General features: G+C 74.5%; 24 protein-coding genes and 1 pseudogene. 15 read left to right on the top strand and 10 right to left on the bottom strand.

Features of this window, described 5'->3' with window-relative positions:
• Positions 1 to 167: 167 nt before the first annotated feature.
• From ABD363_RS14730 to ABD363_RS14710, 5 genes are all read left to right on the top strand, one after another.
• Positions 168 to 1,625, top strand: a complete 1,458-nt coding sequence (locus tag ABD363_RS14730) for a CitMHS family transporter (protein WP_425577987.1) — start codon at positions 168 to 170, stop codon at positions 1,623 to 1,625.
• 31 nt (positions 1,626 to 1,656) lie between these two features.
• A complete protein-coding gene (locus tag ABD363_RS14725; RefSeq protein WP_344603414.1) occupies positions 1,657 to 2,895 on the top strand; it encodes an MFS transporter in 1,239 nt (412 codons plus the stop codon).
• Between the two features lie 209 nt (positions 2,896 to 3,104).
• The gene (locus ABD363_RS14720; protein ID WP_344603412.1) at positions 3,105 to 4,442 is read left to right on the top strand and encodes an ABC transporter ATP-binding protein; all 1,338 of its coding nucleotides are present in this window, start codon (positions 3,105 to 3,107) and stop codon (positions 4,440 to 4,442) included.
• Positions 4,443 to 4,536: 94 nt separating this feature from the next.
• Positions 4,537 to 5,925 carry an aldehyde dehydrogenase family protein gene (locus ABD363_RS14715; protein ID WP_344603410.1) on the top strand — a complete coding sequence of 463 codons (1,389 nt, stop codon included), beginning with the start codon at positions 4,537 to 4,539 and terminating at the stop codon, positions 5,923 to 5,925.
• A 13-nt stretch (positions 5,926 to 5,938) separates the two neighbouring features.
• A complete protein-coding gene (locus tag ABD363_RS14710; RefSeq protein ID WP_344603408.1) occupies positions 5,939 to 7,024 on the top strand; it encodes a Zn-dependent alcohol dehydrogenase in 1,086 nt (361 codons plus the stop codon).
• A gap of 92 nt (positions 7,025 to 7,116) precedes the next feature.
• Here the strand turns inward: ABD363_RS14710 and ABD363_RS14705 are convergent, their stop codons facing one another.
• Positions 7,117 to 7,758 carry a TetR/AcrR family transcriptional regulator gene (locus tag ABD363_RS14705; protein WP_344603406.1) on the bottom strand — a complete coding sequence of 214 codons (642 nt, stop codon included), beginning with the start codon at positions 7,756 to 7,758 and terminating at the stop codon, positions 7,117 to 7,119.
• Positions 7,759 to 7,847: 89 nt separating this feature from the next.
• Between ABD363_RS14705 and ABD363_RS14700 the strand changes: the two genes are divergently transcribed.
• From ABD363_RS14700 to ABD363_RS14690, 3 genes are all read left to right on the top strand, one after another.
• Entirely contained in the window at positions 7,848 to 8,999 is a 1,152-nt protein-coding gene (locus ABD363_RS14700; RefSeq protein ID WP_344603404.1) for an acyl-CoA dehydrogenase family protein, read from the top strand.
• A gap of 88 nt (positions 9,000 to 9,087) precedes the next feature.
• Complete coding sequence (locus ABD363_RS14695; RefSeq protein ID WP_344603402.1) at positions 9,088 to 9,375, top strand: YiaA/YiaB family inner membrane protein; 288 nt, start codon at positions 9,088 to 9,090, stop codon at positions 9,373 to 9,375.
• Positions 9,376 to 9,469: 94 nt separating this feature from the next.
• On the top strand, positions 9,470 to 10,093 hold the full coding sequence (locus ABD363_RS14690; RefSeq protein WP_344603399.1) for a TetR/AcrR family transcriptional regulator: 624 nt from the start codon (positions 9,470 to 9,472) through the stop codon (positions 10,091 to 10,093).
• A gap of 25 nt (positions 10,094 to 10,118) precedes the next feature.
• Here ABD363_RS14690 and ABD363_RS14685 read toward each other — a convergent pair whose 3' ends face one another.
• The gene (locus ABD363_RS14685) at positions 10,119 to 10,580 is read right to left on the bottom strand and encodes a MaoC family dehydratase (protein ID WP_344603397.1); all 462 of its coding nucleotides are present in this window, start codon (positions 10,578 to 10,580) and stop codon (positions 10,119 to 10,121) included.
• A gap of 116 nt (positions 10,581 to 10,696) precedes the next feature.
• On the opposite strand from ABD363_RS14685, the gene soxR reads away from it, so the two are divergent.
• Positions 10,697 to 11,254: a redox-sensitive transcriptional activator SoxR gene (soxR, locus tag ABD363_RS14680; RefSeq protein WP_344603395.1), complete on the top strand. Its 558-nt coding sequence runs from the start codon at positions 10,697 to 10,699 to the stop codon at positions 11,252 to 11,254.
• 89 nt (positions 11,255 to 11,343) lie between these two features.
• Here soxR and ABD363_RS14675 read toward each other — a convergent pair whose 3' ends face one another.
• From ABD363_RS14675 to ABD363_RS14665, 3 genes and pseudogenes are all read right to left on the bottom strand, one after another.
• Positions 11,344 to 12,114 (bottom strand): 3-keto-5-aminohexanoate cleavage protein, encoded by a 771-nt coding sequence (locus ABD363_RS14675; protein WP_344603393.1) that lies wholly within the window; start codon positions 12,112 to 12,114, stop codon positions 11,344 to 11,346.
• A gap of 102 nt (positions 12,115 to 12,216) precedes the next feature.
• The gene (locus ABD363_RS14670) at positions 12,217 to 12,819 is read right to left on the bottom strand and encodes a hypothetical protein (RefSeq protein WP_344603391.1); all 603 of its coding nucleotides are present in this window, start codon (positions 12,817 to 12,819) and stop codon (positions 12,217 to 12,219) included.
• Between the two features lie 824 nt (positions 12,820 to 13,643).
• A pseudogene (locus ABD363_RS14665) lies at positions 13,644 to 14,901 on the bottom strand (exo-beta-N-acetylmuramidase NamZ family protein).
• Between the two features lie 210 nt (positions 14,902 to 15,111).
• On the opposite strand from ABD363_RS14665, the gene ABD363_RS14660 reads away from it, so the two are divergent.
• Genes ABD363_RS14660 through ABD363_RS14650 form a run of 3 tightly spaced genes read left to right on the top strand, consistent with a single transcriptional unit; the run spans position 15,112 to position 18,165 of the window.
• On the top strand, positions 15,112 to 15,882 hold the full coding sequence (locus ABD363_RS14660) for an SDR family oxidoreductase (protein WP_344603389.1): 771 nt from the start codon (positions 15,112 to 15,114) through the stop codon (positions 15,880 to 15,882).
• On the top strand, positions 15,879 to 17,546 hold the full coding sequence (locus ABD363_RS14655) for a class I adenylate-forming enzyme family protein (protein ID WP_344603387.1): 1,668 nt from the start codon (positions 15,879 to 15,881) through the stop codon (positions 17,544 to 17,546). Before ABD363_RS14660 ends, ABD363_RS14655 begins: the two co-directional genes overlap by 4 nt.
• A gap of 25 nt (positions 17,547 to 17,571) precedes the next feature.
• Positions 17,572 to 18,165 carry a TetR/AcrR family transcriptional regulator gene (locus tag ABD363_RS14650; RefSeq protein ID WP_344603385.1) on the top strand — a complete coding sequence of 198 codons (594 nt, stop codon included), beginning with the start codon at positions 17,572 to 17,574 and terminating at the stop codon, positions 18,163 to 18,165.
• Positions 18,166 to 18,215: 50 nt separating this feature from the next.
• Here ABD363_RS14650 and ABD363_RS14645 read toward each other — a convergent pair whose 3' ends face one another.
• Both ABD363_RS14645 and ABD363_RS14640 read right to left on the bottom strand, forming a co-directional pair.
• Entirely contained in the window at positions 18,216 to 19,430 is a 1,215-nt protein-coding gene (locus ABD363_RS14645) for an acyl-CoA dehydrogenase family protein (RefSeq protein ID WP_344603383.1), read from the bottom strand.
• 5 nt (positions 19,431 to 19,435) lie between these two features.
• Positions 19,436 to 20,470, bottom strand: coding sequence for a phosphotransferase family protein (locus ABD363_RS14640; RefSeq protein ID WP_344603381.1), 1,035 nt, complete (start codon positions 20,468 to 20,470; stop codon positions 19,436 to 19,438).
• Positions 20,471 to 20,692: 222 nt separating this feature from the next.
• Here ABD363_RS14640 and ABD363_RS14635 point away from each other — a divergent pair, with 222 nt between their 5' ends.
• A complete protein-coding gene (locus ABD363_RS14635) occupies positions 20,693 to 21,622 on the top strand; it encodes an NADP-dependent oxidoreductase (protein ID WP_344603379.1) in 930 nt (309 codons plus the stop codon).
• Between the two features lie 30 nt (positions 21,623 to 21,652).
• On the opposite strand, the gene ABD363_RS14630 is transcribed toward ABD363_RS14635, so the two are convergent.
• From ABD363_RS14630 to ABD363_RS14620, 3 genes are all read right to left on the bottom strand, one after another.
• Positions 21,653 to 21,976, bottom strand: a complete 324-nt coding sequence (locus ABD363_RS14630) for a DUF202 domain-containing protein (RefSeq protein ID WP_344603377.1) — start codon at positions 21,974 to 21,976, stop codon at positions 21,653 to 21,655.
• The gene (locus tag ABD363_RS14625) at positions 21,973 to 22,365 is read right to left on the bottom strand and encodes a YidH family protein (protein WP_344603375.1); all 393 of its coding nucleotides are present in this window, start codon (positions 22,363 to 22,365) and stop codon (positions 21,973 to 21,975) included. The genes ABD363_RS14630 and ABD363_RS14625 overlap by 4 nt, the downstream gene beginning before the upstream one ends.
• Positions 22,366 to 22,517: 152 nt before the next feature.
• Positions 22,518 to 23,036 (bottom strand): NUDIX hydrolase, encoded by a 519-nt coding sequence (locus ABD363_RS14620; protein ID WP_344603373.1) that lies wholly within the window; start codon positions 23,034 to 23,036, stop codon positions 22,518 to 22,520.
• A gap of 223 nt (positions 23,037 to 23,259) precedes the next feature.
• Here ABD363_RS14620 and ABD363_RS14615 point away from each other — a divergent pair, with 223 nt between their 5' ends.
• Positions 23,260 to 24,210, top strand: a complete 951-nt coding sequence (locus ABD363_RS14615; RefSeq protein ID WP_344603371.1) for a hypothetical protein — start codon at positions 23,260 to 23,262, stop codon at positions 24,208 to 24,210.
• Between the two features lie 36 nt (positions 24,211 to 24,246).
• Positions 24,247 to 25,782, top strand: a complete 1,536-nt coding sequence (locus ABD363_RS14610) for an APC family permease (RefSeq protein WP_344603369.1) — start codon at positions 24,247 to 24,249, stop codon at positions 25,780 to 25,782.
• Positions 25,783 to 25,840 lie beyond the last annotated feature (58 nt).

The raw sequence follows: 25,840 nt of genomic DNA, 5'->3' as shown, positions 1-25,840 counted from the left end.
GTCCGCCGCGGGCGGCCGAGCCCGCCCGGGAGCGCCGCGCTGGCCGAAAAGCCCACCGCGTTGACCTGAGCAAAGCTGTGACCAGCAGTTCTGCGCTTATTGCTCGCACGTCAACGTCTTGTTAACACTGCTTGACGGCACCTAACGTCATCGCACCGCCGGCCCTGGTGGGATGTTCAAGGGCGAACGTTAGGTATCCACTCATGCTGACCATCCTCGGCTTCGCCATGATCGCGACCTTCCTGGTCCTGATCATGGCGAAGAAGATGTCGCCGATCGCGGCACTCGTGCTGATCCCCGCGCTGTTCTGCGTGTTCGTCGGCAAGGGCGCCCACCTCGGCGACTACGTCATCGACGGCGTGTCCAGCCTCGCCCCCACCGCGGCGATGCTCATGTTCGCGATCGTCTACTTCGGTGTGATGATCGACGTCGGCCTCTTCGATCCGATCGTCCGCGGCATCCTCCGGTTCTGCAAGGCCGACCCGATGCGGATCGTGGTGGGCACGGCCCTCCTCGCCGCGATCGTCTCGCTCGACGGCGACGGCTCGACCACCTTCATGATCACCGTCTCGGCGATGTACCCGCTGTACAAGCGCCTGAAGATGAGCCTGGTCGTGCTGACCGGTGTCGCCGCCATGGCCAACGGCGTGATGAACACCCTGCCGTGGGGCGGCCCGACCGCCCGCGCCGCCACCGCGCTGAAGCTGGACGCCGGCGACATCTTCGTGCCCATGATCCCGGCGCTCGCCACGGGCCTGCTCTTCGTCCTCCTCCTCTCCTACGTCCTCGGCGTGCGCGAGCGCAGGCGGCTCGGCGTGCTGACGCTGGACGAGGTGCTGGTGGAGCAGAGGCGGAAGGAAGCGGAGCAGGAGACGGAGACCGTCCTGGTGGCCGCCGGCGCCGGCAAGGGGAGCGCGGGCGCGGGCGGCGCCGGCCCCGCAACCGGGGAGTCCGGCACGGGCGCGGCCGAGGACGAGGACGACTTCCCGGGGCTCGACCCGGACCGCCCCACCCTGCGTCCCCGGCTGTACTGGTTCAACGCGCTGCTCACGATGGCCCTGCTCACCGCCATGATCATGGAGGTGCTGCCGATCCCGGTGCTGTTCCTGCTCGGCGCCGCGCTCGCGCTCACCGTCAACTTCCCGCACATCCCGGACCAGAAGGCCCGCCTCGCCGCCCACGCCGACAACGTCCTCAACGTCTCCGGCATGGTCTTCGCCGCCGCCGTCTTCACCGGCGTCCTGCAGGGCACCGGCATGGTCGACCACATGGCCCGGTGGCTGGTGGACGTCATCCCCGACGGCATGGGCCCGCACATGGCCCTCGTCACCGGCCTGCTGAGCCTGCCGCTGACGTACTTCATGTCCAACGACGGCTTCTACTTCGGCATCCTGCCGGTCCTCGCCGAGGCGGGCGCCGCGCACGGGGTGTCGCCGGTGGAGATCGCCCGCGCCTCCATCGTCGGCCAGCCGCTGCACATGTCCAGCCCGCTCGTCCCGGCCGTCTACGTGCTGGTCGGCATGGCGAAGGTCGAGTTCGGCGACCACACCCGGTTCGTCGTGAAGTGGGCCGCCCTGACGTGCCTGGTCGTTCTCGGCGCGGGCATCCTGTTCGGCATCGTCTGACCTTCGACCGACGTCCCGGGAGGACACGACCATGAGGCCCGGCGGGAACCGGGGCTGGCTGCTCCGTCTGGTCATCGCCTTCGGCTTCGCCCAGGCGGCGGTGTCGATGGCCCGGCCCGCCGTCTCCTACCGGGCCCTCGCGCTCGGCGCGGACGAGCGGGCGGTCGGCGTGATCGCGGGTGTGTACGCGCTGCTGCCGCTGTTCGCCGCCGTACCGCTCGGCCGCCGCACCGACCACGGGCGGTGCGCGCCCCTGCTGCCGGCCGGCGTGGTCCTCGTCTCCGGCGGCTGCGCGCTGAGCGGCGCGGCCGGCTCCCTGTGGGCCATGGCCCTGTGGAGCGGGGTGATGGGCCTCGGCCACCTCTGCTTCGTGATCGGCGCCCAGTCGCTGGTCGCCCGCCAGTCCGCGCCGCACGAACAGGACCGCAACTTCGGCCACTTCACCATCGGCGCCTCGCTCGGCCAGCTCGTCGGCCCCGTCGCCGCGGGCGCGCTCATCGGCGGCCACGACATGGCGGGCAGCAGCGCGCTCGCCCTGCTCGCGGCGGGCGCGGGCGCGGCGGTCGCGCTCACCTCCCTGTGGCGCATCGAGCACCGCCGCACGGCGCCCGCGTCCCCCGCAGACCGGGGCGGGCGCGTCCCCGTCCACCGCATCCTGCGCGCCCGGGGCGTGCCCGCCGGCATCCTCATCAGCCTGTCGGTGCTGTCCGCGACGGACATCCTCACCGCCTACCTGCCGGTCGTCGGCGAGCACCGGGGCATCGCCCCCTCGGTCATCGGCGTCCTGCTCAGCCTGCGCGCGGCGGCCACCATCGCCTGCCGGCTGGTGCTCACCCCGCTGCTGCGGCTGCTCGGCCGGACGGCGCTGCTCACCGTGACCTGTCTGCTGGGGGCGCTGCTGTGCGCCGGCATCGCGCTGCCGGTGCCGGTGTGGGGGCTCGGCGCGATGCTGGCCGCCCTCGGCTTCTGCCTCGGCGTCGGGCAGCCGCTGTCCATGACGACGGTCGTCCAGGCGGCCCCCGACGGCGCCCGCTCCACCGCCCTCGCCCTGCGCCTGACCGGCAACCGCCTCGGCCAGGTCGCCGCGCCCGCCGCCGCGGGCCTGGTGGCGGGCGCCGCGGGCGTGGCGGCCCCGTTCGTGATGCTGGGCGCGCTGCTGCTGCTGTCGTCGGGGGTCACCCTGCGCTCCCCGGCGAAGCCGGCGGAGACGGCGGAGGCGGCGGAGGACGGCCGGGCCCCGTCGGGCGACGCCGCGCCGCCCGTCCGCTGAAGCGCGCCGCGGGCCGGGCCGGGCCCGGGCCCAGAATCCGATCGTCCGCTTTCTCACAGACCGGACCGGGGCGTCCGATCCCGCCCGGCGTCTTCCCCCGGCCGCGCGCATTCCGTTAACTTCCGTGACTCATACGCCTCATGCGACCGGCACGCGGCGTACCGCCACGGACACACCAGCGCTTCAGTGAGCCCCCGGGGGCATCTGCCATGACACGCGCCATCTCGCTGCACGACGTCAGCAAGACCTACGCACGCGGCCTTCGCGTGGTGGACCGGCTGTCGCTGGACATCGCGCCCGGCGAGTTCCTCGTCCTGCTCGGTCCCTCCGGCTGCGGCAAGTCCACCGTGCTCAGAATGATCGCCGGCCTGGAGGAGATCACCGAGGGCGAGCTGCGGCTCGACGGCGAGTACGCCAACGACCTGCTCCCCGCCGAGCGCCGCATGGCGATGGTCTTCCAGAACTTCGCCCTGTACCCCAACATGACCGGCCGGGACAACATCGGCTTCCCGCTGCGCGTCGAGGCGCCGCGCGCCGACCCGCGCCCCCGCGTGGACGCCACCGCCCGCATGCTGGGCATCCAGGACCTCCTCGACCGCTTCCCGGGCCAGCTCTCCGGCGGCGAGCGCCAGCGCGTCGCCATGGGCCGCGCCATCGCCCGCCACCCGTCCGCCTTCCTGATGGACGAGCCGCTGTCCAACCTGGACGCCAAGCTGCGCAACCACTTACGGGCCGAGATCTCCCGGCTCACCCGGGAACTGGGCGTCACCACGGTGTACGTCACCCACGACCAGGGCGAGGCCATGTCGCTCGGCGACCGGGTCGCCGTGCTGCGCGGCGGCGTGCTCCAGCAGGTCGGCACCCCCCGCTCGGTGTACGCGCTGCCGCGCAACGTCTTCGTCGCCGCGTTCGTCGGCACCCCGCGCATCAACCTGCTGCGCGGCGTGGTCCGCGCGCCGCTCGACGGGGCGATGACCATCAGCCTGGGCAAGCAGTACCTGCGGCTGCCCGAACCGCTGTCCCGGGACCACCAGCTGCTCCGCGTCCAGCAGGGCCGCGAGGTCATCGTCGGCCTGCGCTCGGAGGCCGTCCGCATCGCCCGGCCGGAGTCCGCCCGCCCGGGCGAGGTACTGATCACCGGCCTGGTGGAGCACGTCGAGTTCCAGGGGCACGAGGTCCTCGTCCACTTCGACACCGGTTCCCGGCCCGCGGTCGTGCCCGAGCTGGAGGCCCCGCGCCCCGTCCCCGGGCCGCCCCGGCGCCGCCGACGGCAGGGCGCGGTGCTGGACCGGCTGCGGGAGCGGGCGGGCTCCCTGCGCGCCGGGCCGGTGGTGGTCCTGGACCATCCCGCGGACGCGGACGCCCGGCCCGCCCCGCCCGAGGGCCGCCTCCCCGGCGACCTCGTCGTCCGCACCTCCCCCGACCTCGACCTCCGGCACGGCATGCAGGTCCCGCTGCTCGTCGACCTCGCCCACCTGTTCGTCTTCGACCACGACGGCGAGCGGATCTGCCCCGCCCCGGCGCGCCTGCCCGACCTGGAGGAGTGAACCGGCCCCCGCGGGCACGGTTCCCTCTGGCGCATGAAAACTAACGCCGCTAGTTTATGACGCGGACGACGACGCCCGCCCGGGAGGAAGCGCGATGAAGCCACACGACGGCCTGTACCTCGACGGCGCCTGGCGCCCCGCCGCCGGCCGGGACGCGATCGAGGTCGTGAACCCGGCCGACGAGCAGGTGATCGGGCAGGTGCCCGCGGGCACCGCCGAGGACGTCGACGCCGCGGTACGGGCCGCCCGCGCCGCCCTGCCGGGCTGGTCCGCGACCCCGCCCGCCGAACGGGCCGCGCGCCTGGCCGCCCTGCGGGACGTCCTCGCCGCCCGCGCGGACGAGTTCGCCGAGACCGTCACCGCCGAACTCGGCGCGCCCCCGAAGCTCGCGCGGACCGTCCACGTGGGCGCGCCCATCGCGGTCGCCGGCTCGTACGCCGAACTGGCGGCGACGTACGCCTTCGAGGAGCGGATCGGCAACTCGGCCGTCCACCACGAGCCGATCGGCGTGGTCGGCGCCATCACGCCCTGGAACTACCCGCTCCACCAGGTCGTCGCCAAGGTCGCCCCGGCGCTGGCGGCCGGCTGCACCCTCGTCCTCAAACCCGCCGAGGACACCCCGCTCACCGCCCGGCTGTTCGCCGGGGCGGTGCACGAGGCCGGCGTCCCGGCCGGGGTGTTCAACCTGGTCACCGGCCTCGGCCCGGTCGCGGGCCAGGCCCTCGTCGAGCACCCGGGCGTCGACCTGGTCTCCTTCACCGGCTCCACCGCTGTCGGCCGGCGCATCGGCGCCGTCGCGGGCGCCGCCGTGAAGAAGGTCGCCCTGGAACTGGGCGGCAAGTCCGCCAACGTGATCCTGCCCGGCGCCGACCTGGCCCGGGCGGTCAACGTCGGCGTCGCCAACGTCATGTCCAACTCCGGCCAGACGTGCAGCGCCTGGACGCGGATGCTGGTGCACCGGGACCGGTACGACGAGGCGGTGGAGCTCGCCGCGACGGCCGCCGCCAAGTACGGCGACCGCATCGGCCCGCTGGTCAGCGCCCGCCAGCGCGAGCGGGTGACCGGCTACATCGAGAAGGGCGTCGCCGAGGGCGCCCGCCTGGTCGCCGGCGGCCCCGAGGCCCCGCGCGAGCGCGGCTACTACGTCTCCCCGACCGTCTTCGCCGACGTCACCCCGCAGATGAGCATCGCCCAGGAGGAGATCTTCGGCCCGGTCCTGTCGATCCTGAGGTACGAGGACGAGGAGGACGCCCTGCGGATCGCCAACGGCACGGTCTACGGCCTGGCCGGCGCCGTCTGGGCCGGGGACGAGGCGACGGCGGTGGCCTTCGCCCGCCGCATGGAGACCGGACAGGTCGACATCAACGGCGGCCGCTTCAACCCGCTGGCGCCCTTCGGCGGGTACAAGCAGTCGGGCGTCGGCCGCGAACTGGGCGTGCACGGCCTGACCGAGTACCTCCAGACCAAGTCCCTCCAGTTCTAGGAGAAGTGCCCGCATGGCTGTCCGCGCCGCCGTCCTGCCCGCCGTCGGCTCCCCGCTGGAGATCACCGGGATCGACCTGCCCGACCCCGGCCCCGGCCAGGTCCGCATCCGGCTCGCCGCCGCCGGGGTCTGCCACTCCGACCTGTCCCTGTCCGACGGCACCATGCGCCTGCCGGTCCCCGCCGTCCTCGGCCACGAGGGCGCCGGCACGGTCGTCGCCGTCGGCGAGGGCGTCACCCACGTCGCGCCCGGCGCCGGCGTGGTCCTCAACTGGGCCCCGTCCTGCGGCGCCTGCCACGCCTGCGGCCTCGGCGAGGTCTGGCTGTGCGCCAACGCCCTGAACGGCGCCGCCGGGGTCCACGCCCGCCGCGCGGACGACGGCACCGACCTGCACCCCGGCCTGAACGTCGCCGCGTTCGCCGAGGAGACGGTGGTGCCCGCGTCCTGCGTCCTGCCCGCCCCCGAGGGCGTCCCGCTCACCGACGCCGCCCTGCTCGGCTGCGCGGTCCTCACCGGCTACGGCGCCGTCCACCACGCGGCGCGGGTCCGGCCGGGCGAGACGGTCGCCGTGTTCGGCGTGGGCGGCGTGGGCCTGGCGGCCCTGCAGGCCGCCCGGATCGCGGGCGCGTCGCGGATCGTCGCCGTCGACGTCTCCCCGCACAAGGAGGAGCTGGCCCGCGCCGCGGGCGCCACCGACTACCTCCTCGCCTCCGACACCACGGCCCGCGAGATCCGCGCCCTCACCGGCAGGCAGGGCGTCGACGCGGCCGTGGAGTGCGTCGGCCGCGCGGTCACCATCCGCACGGCCTGGGACTCCACCCGGCGCGGCGGCCGGACGACGGTCGTCGGCATCGGCGGCAAGGACCAGCAGGTCATCTTCAACGCGCTGGAGATCTTCCACTGGGGCCGGACCCTGTCCGGCTGCGTCTACGGCAACTGCGACCCCGCGCGGGACCTCCCGGTCCTCGCCGGCCACGTCCGCGCCGGCCGCCTCGACCTCGCCGCCCTGGTGACCGAGCGGATCACCCTGGACGGCATCCCGGCCGCCTTCGACGCCATGCTGACCGGCAAGGGCGGCCGGGCGCTGGTGGTGTTCTAGGGTCCGCGCCCGGGCCCGGGCGCCGCCGGAGGCGACGGGCACCTCGCCGGCCGGCGCCGGCGCGCTCGCGGGTGCCGGCCGGGGCGGGCGCCCTAAACGGCCCGCCTCACCTGCTCGTACTGGCGCGCCAGCCCGTCCAGCAGCGCCGTCAGCCCGGTCTCGAAGGCCCGCTCGTCGATCTTCTCCTGCTGCTCGGCGAGCAGGTGGGCCTGCCCGAGGTGCGGGTAGTCGGCGGGGTCGTAGGCGCTCGCGTCGTCCACGAAGCCCCCGGCGAAGGAGCCGAGCGCGGAGCCCATGATGAAGTACCGCATCAGCGCGCCGATCGACGTGGCCTGGGCCGGCGGCCAGCCCGCGTCGACCATCGCGCCGTAGACCGCGTCCGCGAGGCGCAGCGCGGCCGGGCGGCGGCCGGGGCCGCGGGCCAGCACCGGAACGATGTTCGGGTGGTCGCGCAGGGCGGCCCGGTAGGAGACGGCCCAGTCGTGCAGCGCGGTCCGCCAGTCCCGGCCGTCCTCGAACATCGACAGATCGACCTGGGCGCTCACCGAGTCGGCGACCGCCTCCAGGATCTCGTCCTTGGTGCGGAAGTGGTTGTAGAGCGAGGGTCCGCTGACCCCCAGCTCCGCGGCGAGCCGTCGGGTGGAGACGGCCGCGAGGCCCTCCGCGTCCACCAGCGCACGCGCCGTCTCCACGATGCGGTCGGTGCTGAGCAGGGGCTTGCGCGGTCGGGCCATGGCGCACATAGTAGGGCTGCCACCAGAAACTAGCAGTGCTAATTTAAATGTACGGCTTTCAAGAGCCGTGATCCGAGGGGTGACCCGTTGTGAACCTGGAGCTCAGCGAGGAGCAGACCGCCGTCCGGCAGCTCGCCCGGGACTTCGTGGAACGGGAGATCGCCCCCCACGCCGCCGCCTGGGACCGGGCCGAGGAGGTCGACCGGGGGATCGTGAAGAAGCTGGGCGAGGTCGGCTTCCTGGGGCTGACCGTCGACGAGGAGTACGGCGGCTCGGGCGGTGACCACCTGGCGTACTGCCTGGTGACGGAGGAGCTCGGCCGCGGCGACTCGTCGGTGCGCGGGATCGTGTCCGTCTCGCTCGGCCTGGTCGCCAAGACCGTCGCCGCCTGGGGCAGCGAGGAGCAGAAGCGGCGGTGGCTGCCGGGCCTCGTCTCCGGCGCGTACGTCGGCTGCTTCGGCCTCACCGAGCCCGGCACCGGCTCCGACGCCGGCCGCCTCGCCACGCGCGCGGTCCGCGACGGCGGCGACTACGTCATCAACGGCACCAAGATGTTCATCACCAACGGCACCTGGGCCGACGTCGTGCTGCTCTTCGCCCGCTCCACCGACGCCCCCGGCCACAAGGGCGTCTCCGCCTTCCTGGTCCCGGCCGACACCCCCGGACTGACCCGCCGCACCGTCCACGGCAAGCTCGGCCTGCGCGGCCAGGCCACCGCCGAGCTGGTGTTCCAGGACGTGCGGGTGCCCGCCTCGGCGCTGCTCGGCGAGGAGGGCAGGGGCTTCTCCGTCGCCATGTCGGCGCTGGCCAAGGGGCGGATGTCGGTCGCGGCGGGCTGCGTCGGCATCGCCCAGGCGGCACTGGACGCGGCGGTCGCCTACGCCGGGCAGCGCGAGCAGTTCGGCAAGAGCATCGCCCACCACCAGCTGGTGCAGGAGCTGATCAGCGACATGGCCGTCGACGTGGACGCGGCCCGGCTGCTCACCTGGCGGGTCGCCGACCTGATCGACCGCGGGCGGCCCTTCGCCGTCGAGTCCTCCAAGGCCAAGCTCTTCGCCTCCGAGGCGGCCGTCCGCGCCGCCAACAACGCCCTGCAGGTCTTCGGCGGCTACGGCTACATCGACGAGTACCCGGTGGGCAAGCTGCTGCGCGACGCCCGCGTCATGACCCTCTACGAGGGCACCAGCCAGATCCAGAAGCTGGTCATCGGCCGCGCGCTGACGGGCGTCTCGGCCTTCTGAGCGCGTCCGCGCGGACGCGTCCCTCTGAGTACGTTCCTGAGTATCCCGGCGGATGCGGCGCGGGCCGGGTCCGCCGACCCTGGTCGCCATGAGCGACACACCGGTCAAGCAGCAGAGCACGGCCGCCTTCTACGGGCAGGCCGTCGCCTCCTTCGCGGTCGCCCTGGCCGCCACCGCGGTCGGCATCTTCAGCCTCCGGGCCGACGCCTGGGTGCGGGGCTTTTTGGGCATCGCCGTCCTCTATCTGGTCACCTCCGCCTTCACCCTGGCCAAGGTCGTCCGGGACCGCCAGGAGGCCGGGCAGATCATCAGCCGGGTCGACCAGGCGCGGCTGGAGAAGCTGCTCGCCGAGCACGACCCCTTCGCGGAGCGGTGACCCGTGGCGCACCCCGCCGACCGGGTCGGCTAAGCGCCCGCTCAGCTTCGGCGGTATGGTGGTGTCCCTGTCGGTGAAAAGGGGCGAGCGAGCGATGAGTACGGCGCAGGAGACGGCCGGCGGCGAGACCGAGCCGTGGGGCGAGGTCACCCCGGACGCGGCCCGGCGGCTGCTGGTGGCCGCCGTGGAGGCCTTCGCCGAGCGCGGCTACCACGCGACGACGACCCGCGACATCGCGGGCCGCGCCGGCATGAGTCCGGCCGCGCTCTACATCCACTTCAGGACCAAGGAGGAGCTGCTCCACCGCATCAGCAGGATCGGCCACGACAAGGCCCTCGACATCCTGCGCACGGCGGCCCGCGGCGAGGGGAGCGCGACCGAGCGGCTCGCCGACGCGGTCAGCTCCTTCGTCCGCTGGCACGCCGGGCGGCGCACCACGGCGCGCGTGGTGCAGTACGAACTGGACGCCCTCGGCCCCGAGGCCCGTGCCGAGATCGTCGCGCTGCGCCGCCAGGTCGACGCCGAGGTGCGCGGGATCGTCGAGGACGGCGTGGCCGCGGGCGAGTTCGACGTGCGCGACGTGCCGGGCACCACCCTCGCGATCCTCTCGCTCTGCGTCGACGTCGCCCGCTGGTTCAACGTCGACGGCCCCCGTACCCCCGAGGAGGTCGGCGAACTGTACGCCGACCTCGTGCTGCGGATGGTCGGGGCCGGGTGAGCGGCGCGCCCCGGCGGCGGGCGGCCTACAGGTAGTAACGCGAGACGGACTCGGCGACGCACACCGGCTTCTCGCCGCCCTCGCGCTCCACCGTGAAGGCGACGGACACCTGGACGCCGCCCGTGACGTCCTCGACGCCGGTGATCCGCGCGGTGGCGCGCAGCCGGGAGCCCACCGGGACGGGGGCGGGGAAGCGGACCTTCTCGGTGCCGTAGTTGACGCCCATCTTCACGCCCTCGACCCGGATCAGCTGCGGTCCGAAGAGCGGGAGCAGCGACAGGGTCAGATAGCCGTGCGCGATGGTCGTGCCGAACGGGCCCGCGGCGGCCTTCTCCGGGTCCACGTGGATCCACTGGTGGTCACCGGTCGCCTCGGCGAACAGGTCGATCCGCTTCTGGTCGATCTCCAGCCAGTCGGTGTACCCCAGCTGCTCGCCCACCGCGGCCCTCAGGTCGTCGGCGGATGTGAAGATCCTCGGCTCTGCCATGTCCCGGCCTCCCGCGTCGCACGGTCCGCTTAATCTAAGCGACTGCTTAGCATGGTCGGCCGGAAGGCCCCTGTCAACGGACCGGTCCGGCGGCGGGAGTGGGTAGGGTTCGAGGAGTGCCCCAGATTCCCGAGAAGATCCACGAACTCACGGTCGGTCAGCTGGCCGCACGCAGCGGCGCCGCCGTCTCCGCCCTGCACTTCTACGAGTCCAAGGGCCTGATCCGCAGCCGCCGCACCTCGGGCAACCAGCGCCGCTTCAGCCGCGACACGCTGCGCCGGGTCGCCTTCATCCGGGCCGCCCAGCGGGTCGGCATCCCGCTGGCCACGATCCGCGCCGCGCTCGCCGAACTGCCCGAGGAGCGCACGCCCACCCGGGAGGACTGGGCCCGGCTCTCCGAGAAGTGGCGGGCCGAGCTGGAGGAGCGCATCAAGCAGCTGAACCGGCTGCGCGACCACCTCACCGACTGCATCGGCTGCGGCTGCCTGTCCCTGGACACCTGCGTCCTGTCCAACCCGGACGACGTCTTCGGCGAACGCCTCACCGGCTCCCGTCTGATGGAGGAACAGGGCGGAGCCCGCCCGGGAACCCGCCGCCGGCGCGAGCGGCCGCAGCCGGCGACCGAGTGCCGCGACGGGGAGAGGCCGGAGCCGCGGGCCGGGTACCGCGGCTGAGGGAGCCGCGGCCGCGCGCCGCGTGCCGCGCACGAGAGGGCCGGGGCGCCGGGGCGGGACCGGGTGCCGGGGCGCGCCGCGCCCCGGGCTCAGCCCTCCCGCGCCGTCCGCCACTGGACCAGCGCGGCGGCGACCAGCTCGGCGTTCGACCTCGCCCGGCGGCCGTCCGGGAGGAACAGCGTGTCCTCCAGGCCCGCGCGGGTCGCGAGCCCCAGTCGGCCGGCCAGCCGCAGCACCGGCCAGGCGCCGCCGTCCTCGCCGTGCAGCAGCACCGGGCGAGGAGGACGCCCCCCGGCTCGGGCGGAGCCGGCGGCCGAGGCCCGGGGGAGCGTCACGCCGAGGCCGGACAGCAGGGCGCGGGCCGAGTCCAGGGCGCCGTCCGGATCGGTGTCCGTCACCTCCGCGAGCACGCGGAGCACCTTCGGCCCGAGCGGCGAGCGCGCGAACCGGTCCGCCCCGTCCGTCCCGGACCACAGGCCGGCCTCCACGCCCACGCCCCGTTCGAGCAGCGCGGCGGCCACCCGCTCGGCGCCCGGCTCGTGCCAGTTGACCGAGGCGTGGTCGGGCAGCACGGTCCAGCTCCGTATCCGGGCCACACGGGCGGCCGGGTCCGGCTCGGCCCAGGCGCCCGTGGTCACGCCCACCGGCACCGGCACCCGTGCCCGTATCGCCCCGACCGCCGCCGCGACCACGCGGGGCGACAGACTGTCCCGGCCGCACGGGGTCTTGGGATGGACATGGACGTCCGTGGCCCCGGCCGCCACGGCCTCGGCCGCCGAGCCGGCCAGCTCCTCCGGCGAGAGCGGCACCGCCGCGCCGTCGGCGGCCCCCCGGGACCCGTTGAGACACACCTGCACCATGCCCCGATGGTGCCAGGCGCCGCGGACACGCCCGCGGAGGACAGGGCCGGGGGTGCGGCGTACCCGCCGCACCCCCGGCGCGCGACGGCCCGCCGGCCTCGGTCAGGCCGACACCAACTGCCGTTCCCGCCTCGTCCCGGCCAGCGCCTGCGGGGTGAGCACGGGACGCGGCACCAGGATCCCGCAGTCCGTGCAGACCGGGCCCGCCGAGGGCTCGTGGTCCAGGCCGTACCGCCACACGAGCCGGTCCCCGGCGCACACCGGGCAGGCCGAGCCCGGTTCGCGCTCCAGTGCGGCGATCAGCCGGCGCAGCACCTCGGCCAGCGGTTCACGGGGATGGACCGCCGGATCGTCGCACCACGCCACGCCGAAGCCGCCCCAGGTCAGCCGGTGCCAGTCGTCCACGCTGCCCGGCCTGCGCAGCCCGTCGTGCTTCTCCTTCCTGCGCCGCTCGGCGAACGCGACCTCGTAGGCCAGCCAGACCGAACGCGCCTCCTCCAGCTCGTCCAGCGCGGCCACCAGCCGCGCCGGATCGGGGGACCTGTCCTCCGGATCGAAACCCCATCGGGAGCACAGGTGGTCCCAGGTGGCCCTGTGTCCGTAAGGGGCGAACCGTTCAAGGCACTTGCGCAGCGAGTAGCGCCGCAGCGCCAGGTCGCACCGCGGATCGCGGACCTGTCTTGCCAGACTCCGGAAACCGGCCATCGCCCTGCACCTCCGTCACACCTGCACCTGTTGTTCCGGTCACTTCGGCGTCGTCGTACGGACGTCGCCGAATAGACGTGTCGACACGCGAATCGGCTCCATCCGATTTCCGATGGCCCCCATAAGCCGGCCGAAGCGGTTCGCGCGTCGACTGCCGTGGCCCGTGTGCCTGTTGTGCTGACTCCCCAAACTGACGCATGTTCATCTTCGATCCCGGGCGCGCCGCGGTGACGTCCGGCCCGCCCCGTAAGGGGGAGCCGTCATGGCACGGCGCACCCACGCACCGCCCTCGACAGAACGAGAACTCCCCGCGGAATCCCCGGGTTCCTGAAGACCGCCGCACTATGCGCGCCGACGACCGGTCTTTTGCCGCCGCACGGCCCGGCGACGGCAGCCGAGCCGGACGCGGCCGGGGCGCCGCCGGCCGCACGGGCCACGGCCGCGGCGGCGAACGACCGCCGCGGCGGGCGGTGTTCCGGCATCCCGCCGCCCGGGCAGGACGGCCACGCCGCACCCGCCCGGATCCTCCTCCGCCACCCCTTCGGCACCCGGCCCGCGCACACCGGGGACCGGCTCGGCCCCCGCGCGGACCTCGCCGCGGGCCGCACCGGGCTCACCGGCGACAGGATCAGCGCCGTCTGCGACGACGCCCGCTTCGGCGTCCCCGCCCACCGGGCCGCCTCCCCCTCGGGCCCGCCGGCCGCGGCCGGCCTCCTCCGCGGGCGGCGCACCCGCCGGTCAGGGCCCGCAACGGCGGTTCCGGCGCGACGCGCCGTGCCCCGGGGCCGAGCCGCGGGCCCGGACCGACGGCGCCGCCGCCCCGCTCACCGGTACAGGAGGTACTCCTCGCGCAGCCTCCGGAACGCCGCCAGTTCCTCCTGCCAGGCCCCCGTCACCTCGTCGGTGTCCGCCCCGGCGTCGATCATCGTGCGCACGCGCGCGGAGCCGGTCAGCCGGTCGATCCAGTGGTCCGGCCGCCAGGCGAAACCGCTCCACGTCCTCCGGGCGGTCACCAGGAGCGCGATCCCGGTGCGCACGGGATCGAACGCGGCCCGGTCGTGCACGTGGAGCTGCACACCGCCGACGACCTTCCCCTGGAACTTGGAGAACGTGGGCGTGAAGTACGCCTCCCGGAAGCGCACCCCCGGCAGCCCCAGCCCGTTCGCCGCCGCCGCCCACCGCCCGTCCAGGCCCTCCGCGCCGAGCAGTTCGAAGGGGCGCGTGGTGCCGCGCCCCTCCGACAGGTTCGTCCCCTCGAACAGGCACGTCCCGGAGTACACCAGGGCCGTGTCGGGCGTGGGCATGTTCGCGCTCGGCGGCACCCAGGGCAGCCCGGAGGCGTCGTGGAAGTCCGATCGCCGCCAGCCCGCCATCCGCACGGTCTCCAGCTCCACCGGCGCGGCCAGGAACTCCCCGTTGAACAGCCGCGCCAGCTCCGCGACCGTCATGCCGTGCGCCTGCGCGATCGGCTGCCGTCCCACGAAGGTCGCGAACTCCTTGTGCAGCACCGGCCCCAGGGCGGCCCGGCCGGTCACCGGGTTCGGCCGGTCCAGGACCACGAACCGCTTGCCGGCGAGCTGCGCCGCCTCCATGCAGTCGTACAGCGTCCAGATGTAGGTGTAGAAACGCGCGCCCACGTCCTGGATGTCGAAGACGACGGTGTCCACGCCGGACTTCGTGAAGACGTCGGCGAGCGCCCGGCCGCTGGTGAGGTACGTGTCGTAGACGGGCAGTCCGGTCGCCGGGTCCTCGTGGCCGCCCTCGGAGCCGCCCGCCTGCGCGGTGCCGCGGAAACCGTGCTCGGGGCCGAAGACGGCGACCAGGTCGACCCGGTCGTCGGCGTGCATGACGTCGACGATGTGCCGTACGTCCCTGGTGACGCCCGTCGGGTTGGTGACGACGCCGACCCTTTGGCCGTCGAGCGGGGCGTAGCCGTCGGCGGCGAGGCGCTCGAACCCGGTGCGCAGGCGTCCGCCGCGCTTCGCCGCGGCGGGCGGCGGGGGCGCCCGGCGGCGCCGCGGGGAGCGCCGCGGCCGCCGCCGTCGCCGTCGCCGTGAGCAGGGTCCGTCTGGGCACGCGCATGGGTGACCTCCTCGACCGGGGACCTCGGCAGGAGCACGCTATGCGTTCCGGCCGGTGGGTGGGAACAGGTGAGGACCGTCCGGGGCGGGCCGCGCCCGCGCGGCGGAACCGCACCGGTACCCGGCACCGGCTTCGCGGCCACCCTTCCCCACGCCATACCGACCGGTTAGTCTGACGCTTCAGCAGAGCCGCAGCCGAAGGAGACCGAGGGTGGAATCCGTCGAGGGAGCCGGGGTCGTCGTCACGGGGGCCGGGGGCGGCATCGGGGCCGCGCTGGCCCGCCGCTTCGCCGCCGAGGGGGCCAGGGTCGTCGTCAACGACCGGGACGCGGACCGGGCCGAGGCCGTCGCCCGCGAGATCGGCGGCATCGCGGTCCCGGGCGACGCCTCCGGGATCGTCGCCGAGGCCCGCGCGGCGCTCGGCGGCACGGTCGACGTCTACTGCGCCAACGCGGGCGCCGCCTTCGGGGGCGGCGACGCCGGCGGGCCGCTCGACGAACGGGCCTGGTCCCTGTCCTGGGAGGTCAACGTCATGGCGCACGTCCGCGCGGCCCACGCGCTGCTCCCGGCCTGGCTGGAGCGCGGCAGCGGCCGCTTCGTCGCCACCGTCTCCGCCGCCGGCCTGCTCACCATGATCGGCGCCGCCCCCTACAGCGTCACCAAGCACGGCGCGTACGCCTTCGCCGAATGGCTGTCGCTGACGTACCGTCACCGCGGGCTGAAAGTGCACGCCGTCTGCCCGCAGGGAGTGCGCACCGACATGCTGGCCGCCAGCGGCAGCGCGGGCGACCTGGTGCTCCGGCCCGCCGTGATCGAGCCGGAACAGGTCGCGGACGCCCTCTTCCGGGGCATCGAGGAGGACCGCTTCCTGATCCTGCCGCACCCCGAGGTCGCCGAGTACTACCGGGCCCGGGCCGGCGACCCCGACCGCTGGCTGGCCGGCATGAACCGCCTCCAGCAGCAGTGGGAGGCGGCCCGGTGACCGCCTCCCGCTACGCGGCCAAGCCCTGGCTGGCCCTGCTGAACGACGCCCAGAAGGCCCCCGTCAGGCCCGTGGACTCACTGGTGCACGCCCTGCGCCGGGCCGCCGCCGCCACGCCCGAGCGCACCTTCCTCGCCTACTTCGACGGCCGCATCGGCTACCGCGAGGCGGACGAGCTGAGCGACTCCGTCGCCGGCCACCTCGCCGCCCGCGGCCTGGAGCGCGGCGACCGGGTGGCGATCCTGCTGCAGAACTCCCCGCACTTCGTGCTCGCCGTGCTCGGCGCCTGGAAGGCGGGCGCGGTCGTCGTCCCGGTCAACCCCATGTACAAGTCGGGGGAGGTCGGCCACGTCCTGCGGGACGGCGAGGTCGCGGCGCTGATCTGCTCCGACCGCGCCTGGGAGGGGTATCTGCGGGACACGGTGGCCGACTCGCCGGTGCGGATCGTGCTCACCGGCTGCGAGCTGGACTTCCAGACCCGCTCCGATGCGCGCGTGCTGGCCTTCGAACGGCTCCCGCGGGCCGCCGACGCCGACGACCTCACCGCGGTGGCCCGCGCGGGCCACCGGCCGCCCGAGGGCCGCGACCCCGGCCCGGCCGACATCGCCCTGATCAGCTACACCTCGGGCACCAGCGGCACCCCCAAGGGCGCCACCAACACGCACGGCAACATCATGTACAACGCCGAGCGGCAGCGGACCGGGCTCGCCCTGCCCGAGGCGCCGGTCTACTTCGCCCTGGCGCCCCTGTTCCACATCACCGGCCTGGTCTGCCAGTTCGGGGCCTGCCTGAACAGCGCGGGCACGCTCGTGCTGGCGTACCGCTTCGAGGCGGGCGTGGTCCTCGACGCGTTCGCCGAACACCGGCCGCACTACACGGTCGGCCCGTCGACCGCCTTCATGGCGCTGGCCGCCCACCCGTCCGTCTCCCGCGACCACTTCTCGTCCTTCGCGAACATCTCCTCCGGCGGGGCCCCGCTGCCGCCCGCCCTGGTGGAGAGGTTCCGGGCGGGCTTCGGGCCGTACATCCGCAACGGCTACGGGCTGACCGAGTGCACCGCCCCGTGCGCTTCCGTCCCGCCCCACCTGGAGGCCCCCGTCGACCCGGCCTCCGGCACGCTCGCCGTCGGCGTGCCCGGCCCCGACACGGTCGTGCGGATCGTCGACGACCGGGGCGCGGAGGTGCCCTTCGGGGAGCAGGGCGAGATCGTCGTGCGGGGCCCGCAGGTCGTGCCCGGCTACTGGCGGCGTCCGGACGCCACCGCGCAGACCTTCCCCGGGGGCGAACTGCGCACCGGCGACATCGGCTTCATGGACGAACAGGGCTGGCTGTACGTCGTCGACCGCAAGAAGGACATGATCAACGCGTCCGGTTTCAAGGTGTGGCCGCGCGAGGTCGAGGACGTGCTGCACACGCACCCGGCGGTGCGCGAGGCGGCCGTCGTCGGGGTGCCCGACGGGTACCGCGGGGAGACCGTCAGGGCCTACGTCAGCCTGCGCCCGGGCGCCGAGGCGGACCCGGGTGAACTCGCCGCGTACTGCAAGGAGAGACTGGCCGCCTACAAGTACCCCCGGCAGGTGGAGATCCTGCCCGACTTGCCGAAGACGGCGAGTGGGAAGATCCTCCGTCGGGAACTGCGTTCCCACGCGCAGGAAAGCCGGTAGAACCACGGAAAGGCAGGTGGCGGCAGTGCCCAGGACCACGGACGGAGACGGCGCTCCCGTGCCGCAGCGGCTCCTGGCCGCCGCCACCCGGCTCTTCGCCGAGCAGGGCTACGACCGCACCTCGGTGCAGGAGATCGTCGAGGCGGCCGGCGTCACCAAGGGGGCGCTGTACCACTACTTCGGCTCCAAGGACGACCTGCTGCACGAGGTGTACGCGCGCGTGCTGCGCGTCCAGCAGGAGCGCCTGGACGCCGTGGCGCAGGCCGACGAGCCGGTCGAGAAGCGGCTGCGGGCCGCGGCCGCGGACGTCGTGGTGACCACCATCGAGAACCTCGACGACGCGATGATCTTCTGGCGGTCCATGCACCACCTCAGCCCGGAGAAGAACAAGCAGGTCCGCGCCGAGCGCCGGCGCTACCACGAGCGCTTCCGCGCGCTCGTCGAGGAGGGCCAGGAGGCGGGCGTCTTCTCCCGGGCGACCCCGGCCGACCTGGTGGTCGACTACCACTTCGGCTCCGTCCACCACCTGTCGACCTGGTACCGCCCCGACGGCCCGCTCACCCCGCGGCAGGTCGCCGACCACCTGGCGGACCTGCTGCTGCGGGCGCTGCGGCCGTGACCCGCACGGGCGGGGGCGGCCGCCGGCGCGGCCGCCCCCGCCCGCCGCTCTCACAGGTACTTCTTCAGCTCCCGCCGCGCCAGCGACCGCTGGTGCACCTCGTCCGGGCCGTCGGCGATCATCAGCGTCCGGGCCCCGGCGTACAGCTCGGCCAGCGGGAAGTCCTGGCTGACGCCGCCCGCGCCGTACAGCTGGATCGCCCGGTCGATGATGCCGACCACCGTACGGGGCGTGGCGATCTTGATGGCCTGGATCTCCGTGTGGGCGCCCCGGTTGCCGACGGTGTCCATCATCCAGGCCGTCTTCAGCACCAGCAGCCGCATCTGCTCCACGGCGACCCGCGCGTCCGCGATCCAGTTGTGCACGACGCCCTGCTGGGCCAGCGCCTTGCCGAAGGCGGTACGGGAGGCCGCCCGCCGGCACATCAGCTCGATCGCCCGCTCGGCCATGCCGATCAGCCGCATGCAGTGGTGGATCCGGCCCGGACCCAGCCGGGCCTGGGCGATGGCGAAGCCGCCGCCCTCCTCGCCGATCAGGTTCGACACCGGCACGCGCACCTGGTCGAAGACCACCTCGGCGTGGCCGCCGTGCCAGTGGTCCTCGTAGCCGAACACCTGCATCGCCCGCCTGACGGTGACGCCGGGGGTGTCGCGCGGGACCAGCACCATGGACTGCTGGCGGCGGATGTCGGCCCCGTCCGGGTCGGTCTTGCCCATCACGATGAAGATCTTGCAGTCCGGGTTCATCGCGCCGGAGATGTACCACTTGCGGCCCGTGACGACGTACTCGTCGCCGTCCCGCTCGATGCGCGTGGTGATGTTGGTGGCGTCCGAGGAGGCCACCTCCGGCTCGGTCATCGCGAACGCCGAGCGGATCTCCCCGGCCAGCAGGGGTTCCAGCCACTGCTTCTTCTGCCGTTCGTCCCCGAACTGGGCGAGCACCTCCATGTTCCCGGTGTCCGGCGCCGCGCAGTTCGTCGCGGTGGGCGCGAGCTGCGGGGAGCGGCCGGTGATCTCGGCCAGCGGCGCGTACTGGAGGTTGGTCAGCCCGGCCCCGTGCTCGGCGTCGGGCAGGAACAGGTTCCACAGGCCCTGCCTGCGGGCCTCGGCCTTCAGCTCCCCGACGACCGGCGGGGTGTCCCAGGGGGACGCCAGCCGGGCGCGCTGCTCGTGGGCCACCCGCTCGGCGGGGTAGACGTACTCGTCCATGAAGGCGAGCAGCTTGGCGCGCAGTTCCTCGGTGCGCGCGTCGAACGCGAAGTCCATGGCGGTCAGCCCTCCTGAAGGCCGTGGTGCAGGGTGGTCAGGCCGTGCTCGATGAAGACGGGGACCAGATCGCCGATGCGGTCGAAGCCGCGGCCGACCGTCTGGCCGAGGGTGTAGCGGTAGTGGATGCCCTCCAGGATCACGGCGAGCTTGAACCAGGCGAACGCCGTGTACCAGGACACCGCGGAGACGTCGCGTCCCGAGCGCGCGGCGTACCGCTCGATCAGCTCGGCGGGCGACGGGTGCCCGGGGGCCTCGGCGGTGGTGGAGACGGGGGAGCCGGGCATGCCGAGCGGCCGGCTGTACATCACCAGCAGCCCCAGGTCGGTCAGCGGGTCGCCGAGCGTCGACATCTCCCAGTCGAGGATCGCCTTGATCCGGTCGTCCGCGCCGATCAGCACGTTGTCCAGCCGGTAGTCGCCGTGCACGACGGCCGGGGCGGGGGAGCGGGGCAGCTCCCGGCCGAGCGCCGCGTGCAGCTCGTCGATGCCGGCCAGCTCGCGGTTGCGGGAGGCGTCCAGCTGCTTGCCCCAGCGGCGCAGCTGCCGGTCCAGGAAGCCCTCGGGGCGGCCGAAGTCGGCGAGGCCCACCTCGGCGGGGTCCACCGCGTGCAGCCCGACGAGCGTGTCCACCAGGTTCAGCACGGCGTCCCGGGTGCGCTCCGGGCCCAGCGGGGCGAGCTGCCCGGCCGTGCGGTAGGGCGTGCCCTCGACGAACTCCATGACGTAGAAGGGCGCGCCCAGCACCTCCTCGTCCTGGCACAGCAGCACCGGGCGCGGCACCGGCACGTCCGTCGGGTGCAGCGCGCTGATCACCCGGTGCTCGCGCCTCATGTCGTGCGCGGTGGCCAGGACGTGGCCGAGCGGGGGGCGCCTGACGACCCACTTCGAGGCGCCGTCGGAGACCGCGTACGTGAGGTTCGACCGTCCGCCCTCGATCAGCCGGCCGGACAGGGGGCCGGTGACCAGGCCGGGCCGCTCGCGGTCCAGCAGGCCGCGCAGCCGGTCGAGATCGAGTCCGGGCGGGTGGTCGGGGCTCATCGTCGCTCCTACGGGCAGGTGAACGGGACCCGACCATGATGCCGACCGGTCGGTATGCCGTCCAGGGGGACGAGGGAGGTGATCCGGGCCACGATAGGCCGGTCCGGAGCGGCGGGTCGACGCGGAGGCGCCGGCGGGCGCCCCGGGCCTGTCGCCACACGAACGGCGCGTGCCGGGCTCCCCGGGTTGCGGGGCGCCCGGACGGCCCGGAGGGTCGGAGCCATGAAGGCGATCAGCTACGCACGGTACGGCGGTCCCGAGGTGCTCGAGTACGGGGAGGTCCGTGAGCCGAAGGTCGGCCCCGACACGGTGCTGGTGAAGGTGCGGGCCGCGGCCGTCAACCCCGTCGACTGGAAGTGCCGCGAGGGGTACCTCGACGGCATCCTCGAACCCGTCTTCCCGGTGGTCCCCGGCTGGGACGTCTCGGGGGTCGTGGTGCGGCCCGGCGCCGCCGTCGCCGAGTTCGGCGCCGGGGACGAGGTCATCGGCTACGTGCGCGAGGACTTCCTGTCCCGGGGCACCTTCGCCGAGTACGTGGCCGCGCCCCTGCGCACCCTGGCGCGCAAGCCCCGCGCCCTCTCCTTCGAGGAGGCGGCGGGGCTGCCGCTGGCGGGGCTCACCGCCTACCAGGTGCTGGTGAAGGTGCTCCGGGTGAAGCGGGGCGAGACCGTCCTCGTGCACGCGGCGGCGGGCGGGGTTGGCTCGATCGCCGTGCAGCTGGCCCGGCACCTGGGCGCCCGGGTCATCGGTACGGCGAGCGAGCGCAACCACGACCACGTGCGCGGGCTGGGCGGGGAGCCGGTGGCGTACGGCGAGGGGCTGGCCGAGCGGGTGCGGGGGCTGGCGCCGGAGGGGACGGACGCGGTGTTCGACACCGTGGGCGGGGACGCGCTGACGGTGTCGGCGAACCTGCTGGCCCCCGAGGGGCGCCTGGTGTCGGTCACCGACACGGACGTCGTCGACTACGGCGGCCGCTACTACTTCGTGCGGCCCGACCCCGAGGACCTGGGGCGGTTGTCCGCCCTGGCGGACCAGGGGGTGCTGTCGGTGCACGTGTCGGAGACGTTTCCGCTGGAGCGCGCGGCGGACGCGCACCGGCGGAGCCAGGAGGGGCGGACGCGGGGAAAGATCGTGGTGACGGTGGGCGGGTAGGCGCACGGGCGGCGAGGCGGCGCGGGGACCTCACAGGAGGAGGGCTGCCCCGCACCCCGCCATCGCCATCGTGCACAGGGCCGCGGCCGCGGCGTGCCGGAAGGCCAGCGGGGGAGGGCCGCCGGGGCCGGCGAGGGCCCGGATGCGGCGGTGGGCGACGCGCAGGAAACCCAGCCAGAGCGCGCAGCACAGGGCCGCGGCGAGGACGCCGGCGCAGGAGGCCCCGCCGTGCAGCGCGGTGCGCACGGCGAGCACGGCGACGACGGTGCCGGACAGGGTGGTACGGCGCCAGGCGAGCCGGGTGCGCTCGGGCTGCAGGCCGGGGTCGCGGGGCTCGGCCGCCGGGGCGGTCATCCGTCCCACCCGACGAGGACGACGACGACCATGGCGAGGGCCACGAGGGCCACGACGAGGCCGAGCAGGGCCGGGAAGCGGGAGACCGGGAGGTCCTCGCCGCGGCGCATCGCGCGTTCGCAGCGGATCCAGTGGCTGACCGCGCGCAGGGAGCACAGCACGCCGGCCGCGAGCAGCGCCAGCGCGAGGCCGACGCGCCAGGCCCGGGCGAGGCCGGGCAGGAACTGGTCCACCGCGAAACCGCCGCCGATCAGGGCGAGCGCGGTGCGCACCCAGGCCAGGAAGGTGCGCTCGTTCGCCAGCGAGAAGCGGTAGTCGGGGGTGCTGCCCTCCTGGCGGATCTGCTGCGGCGCGAACCAGAGCCGGACGTTCCGTGCGAATTCGATCACGGGCAGGACCCTACGTCCGCGGTGGCCCGTGCGGGTGGGGCGGGGTGCGGGCGCGCGTGCGGGCCCCCGGCCGTGAGCGGCGGCGGAGTCCGCTCCGGACCCCGCCCGGGCGACCGTGGACGTGGGGCGGCCCCCGCGACCGGCGACGTCGGTCAGCGGTGCCCGGCCCGGTGGGCCCTCAGCCGTTCGTACGCCGCCAGGCCGTCCGGTACCCACTCCCACTGCGGCAGCCGGCGTTCCAGCTCGGGCTCGGGCAGGAAGGCGTGCCAGGCCACCTCCTCGGGCTGGGGGCGGACGGGCAGGTCGCAGCGGACCTCGTACACCGCCGACCACCAGGTCCGGCCCGGGCCGCCGTCGTAGAGGAACGTGAAGAGGTGCCCGGGGCGCGGCAGGCCCGTCACCCCCAGTTCCTCCTCGGCCTCCCGCAGGGCCGCGTCGTCGTAGGACTCGCCCGCGCCGACCACACCGCCGACGAACATGTCGTACAGGGAGGGGAAGACCAGCTTGGTCGGGGTGCGGCGGTGGACGAAGACGCGGTCGGCGGCGTCCCGGACCTGGACGAAGACGCAGCGGTGCCGCAGCCCCCTGGCGTAGACCTCGCCGCGCGGGAACCGCCCGACGACCCGGTCGTGCTCGTCGACGACGTCGAGGATCTCGTCGGCAGCGCTCATGCGTCCATCAAAGCAGGGAGTCCGGCAAAGCAGGGAGCCCGACCGGATTCTGCTGCGCCGGCGGTGGAGGCGACGCCAAGTGCCGCAACCGAAACGGTACTTGACGCGTGTAACGCACGGACGGCCCTTGACGCCGAACATTGGCTCCGGGTTTGCTGTGCGTGATCAGTCGATGGCAGACCGGCAACCGACGCCAGAGCGCGTCGCGTGAGGAAGTCCCGCGGTGTCCCCACCCCCGCCTCCCTTCGGCCGCGGCCGCGGCCGCGCGGCCCGGACGTTCGACGAGGCCCTCGACGACGCCGAACTCGTCGCCGCGCGGGCCGCCCTGGCGCAGGGGCGGTGGCACACCGCCCGCTCGCTGCTCGTCCGCACCGCGGACGACTGGGACCGCCGGGGCCACCGGATCACCGTCCTCGCCGGGGAGCCCTACAGCGCTGCCTGGGCCCGCGAATGGCTGCTCGCCGAGCCCGACTCCGCCGACGCCACCGCGCTGCTCGCCCTGGCCCGGGTCCGGCGCGCCCTGCGCGGCAAGGAGAAGCCGGCGCGCGCCCGCGAGGCCTGCCGTGACGCCGCCGCGCTCGCGCCCGCCGACCCGACCCCGTGGCTCGGCCTGCTGATGCTGGAGCGCGCCCTCGGCGCGGAGGAGGACGTGGTCCGGATCTTCGACGAGGTCCGTGTCCGGTACGCCGACCACCACCACGCCCACCACCTGGTGGTCGCCCGGCTCGCCGAGCGCCGCGCCGACGCGGGCGCCGACCCGCTGCACGAGGTGTACGACTTCGCCGGCTGGGCCGCCGAACAGGCGCCCGCCGACTCGCCCCTGGCGGTCCTGCCGGTCGTCGCGCACGCCGAGCGCTACCGCGTCCTGGCCGCCGCCGGGCACGAGCCCGCCGACCCGGCCGCCTCCGGGCACTGGGCCGGCCGCCGCGCCCGGCTGGTGATGAAGGCCGCCTTCGACTGGTGGCTGGAGTGGGAGCACGAAGGCCACCCACGCCGGCTGATCGACCTCAACTACCTGGCGCACGCCAAGGTCTGCGAGGGACGGGGCGCCGAGGCCGCCGCCCTGTTCCACCGGATCGGCGACCACGCCACGCCCGCACCGTGGTCGTACCCCGACCGCGACCCGTACCCCGCCTTCCGCGCCGCGCGCGACAGCGCGCTCGGCACGGCCTGACGCCCCGACCCGACGCGAACGAAGGACACCCCTCACATGACCACGGGAAGTTCCCGCGCGAGCGGACCCGCCGACGCCGGCATCAACACCTACCTCGGGCAGGAGCGCGCCCTGCGCGCCGACCGCCTCGGCACGCGGGGCCTGCTGCTCTCCGTGCTCGCCGCGACCGCCCCGCTCATGGTGGTCGCGGGTGTCATGCCCACCACATACGCGGTGATGGGCATCGTCGGCCAGCCGCTGCTCTTCGTGCTGCTCGGCGTGGTGCTGGTCCTGTTCAGCCTCGGATACGCCGAGATGAGTCGCCACGTCCACAACGCGGGCGCCTTCTACGCCTACATCTCCCGCGGCCTCGGCGGCACCGCGGGCGCGGGCGCCGCCCTGGTCGCGCTCGTCGCCTACAACGCCCTCCAGGTCGGCATCTACGGCATCCTCGGCTTCGAGGTCTCCGGGCTGTTCGCCACCTACGCCGGCATCGAGGTCGCCTGGTGGGTGCCCGCGCTGGCGGCCGTGCTCGCGGTGGGCACGCTGGGCTGGCTGAAGATCGACGTCAACGCGCGCGTGCTCGGGGTGCTGCTGGCCGTCGAGGTGCTGCTGGTCGTCGTCTTCGACGTCGCCGCCGTCGCCGACCCCGGCGCGGAGGGACTGTCGCTGCGCGCGTTCGACCCGGACACGCTGGCCGGCGCCGGCGTGGGCACCGCGCTGTGCTTCTGCATCGCCGCCTTCCTCGGCTTCGAGCAGGCGCCCGTGTACGCGGAGGAGACCAGCCGCCCGCACGTGCTGGTGCCGCGCGTGATGTTCCTCGCGGTCACCGGCGTCGCCGTCTTCTTCGCGCTCAGCAGCTGGGCGGTGACCGTCGCCACCGGGCCGGCGCGGGTCGTGGACACCGCGCGGCAGGAGAGCGCGGGGCTGCTGTTCGCCCTCACCGAGTCCCGGCTCGGCGGCGCCTTCACCGACGTCCTGCACGTCCTGTTCGTGACCGGCATGTTCGCGGCCCTGCTCAGCTTCCACAACGTCGTCGCCCGCTACGCCTTCGCCATGGGCCGGGAAGGGCTGCTGCCCACCGTCTTCGGCCGCACCAACGACACCAGCGGCGCCCCCGGCACCGGCTCGCTGCTGCAGACCGCCGTGGCCGCGGTGACCGTCGTCGGCTTCGCGGTCACCGACGACAAGCCGGCCGGGGACCCGACCGCGCCCGTGCTGCGCCTGTTCACCTGGGGCGGCAACGTCGGCGCGCTCGGCGTGATCGTGCTGATGGCGGCGGCCTCCCTGTCCGTCGTCGTCTTCTTCGCCCGCCGCGGGGCCGCGGGCGCCCAGGCCTGGCGGCTGGCGACCTCCGCGCTGGCGGGCCTCGCCCTGCTGGTGATCGCCGGCCGCACGGTGCGGGACTTCGACGTACTGGTCGGCGCCGGCCCCGGCTCCGCCCTGAGCTGGGCGCTGCCCGGCATCATCGGCCTGGCCGCGGCCGTCGGCCTGGCGCAGGGCCTGGTGCTGCGCGCCCGCGCCCCCGAGCGGCACGCCCGCATCGGGCTCGGCAACGAGGCGTTCCAGCTGGAGAAGGCGGCGTCGTCGTAGCGGCGCGGAGCCCGGCGCCCGACCGGCAAGGGCCGCGGAGCCCCGGCGGGCGCCCGCG

Source organism: Streptomyces glaucus, from assembly GCF_039533365.1.
Classification (GTDB): domain Bacteria; phylum Actinomycetota; class Actinomycetes; order Streptomycetales; family Streptomycetaceae; genus Streptomyces; species Streptomyces glaucus.
The sequence above is the reverse complement of the archived record's forward strand: the minus strand, read 5'-3'. Positions and strand labels throughout refer to the sequence as shown.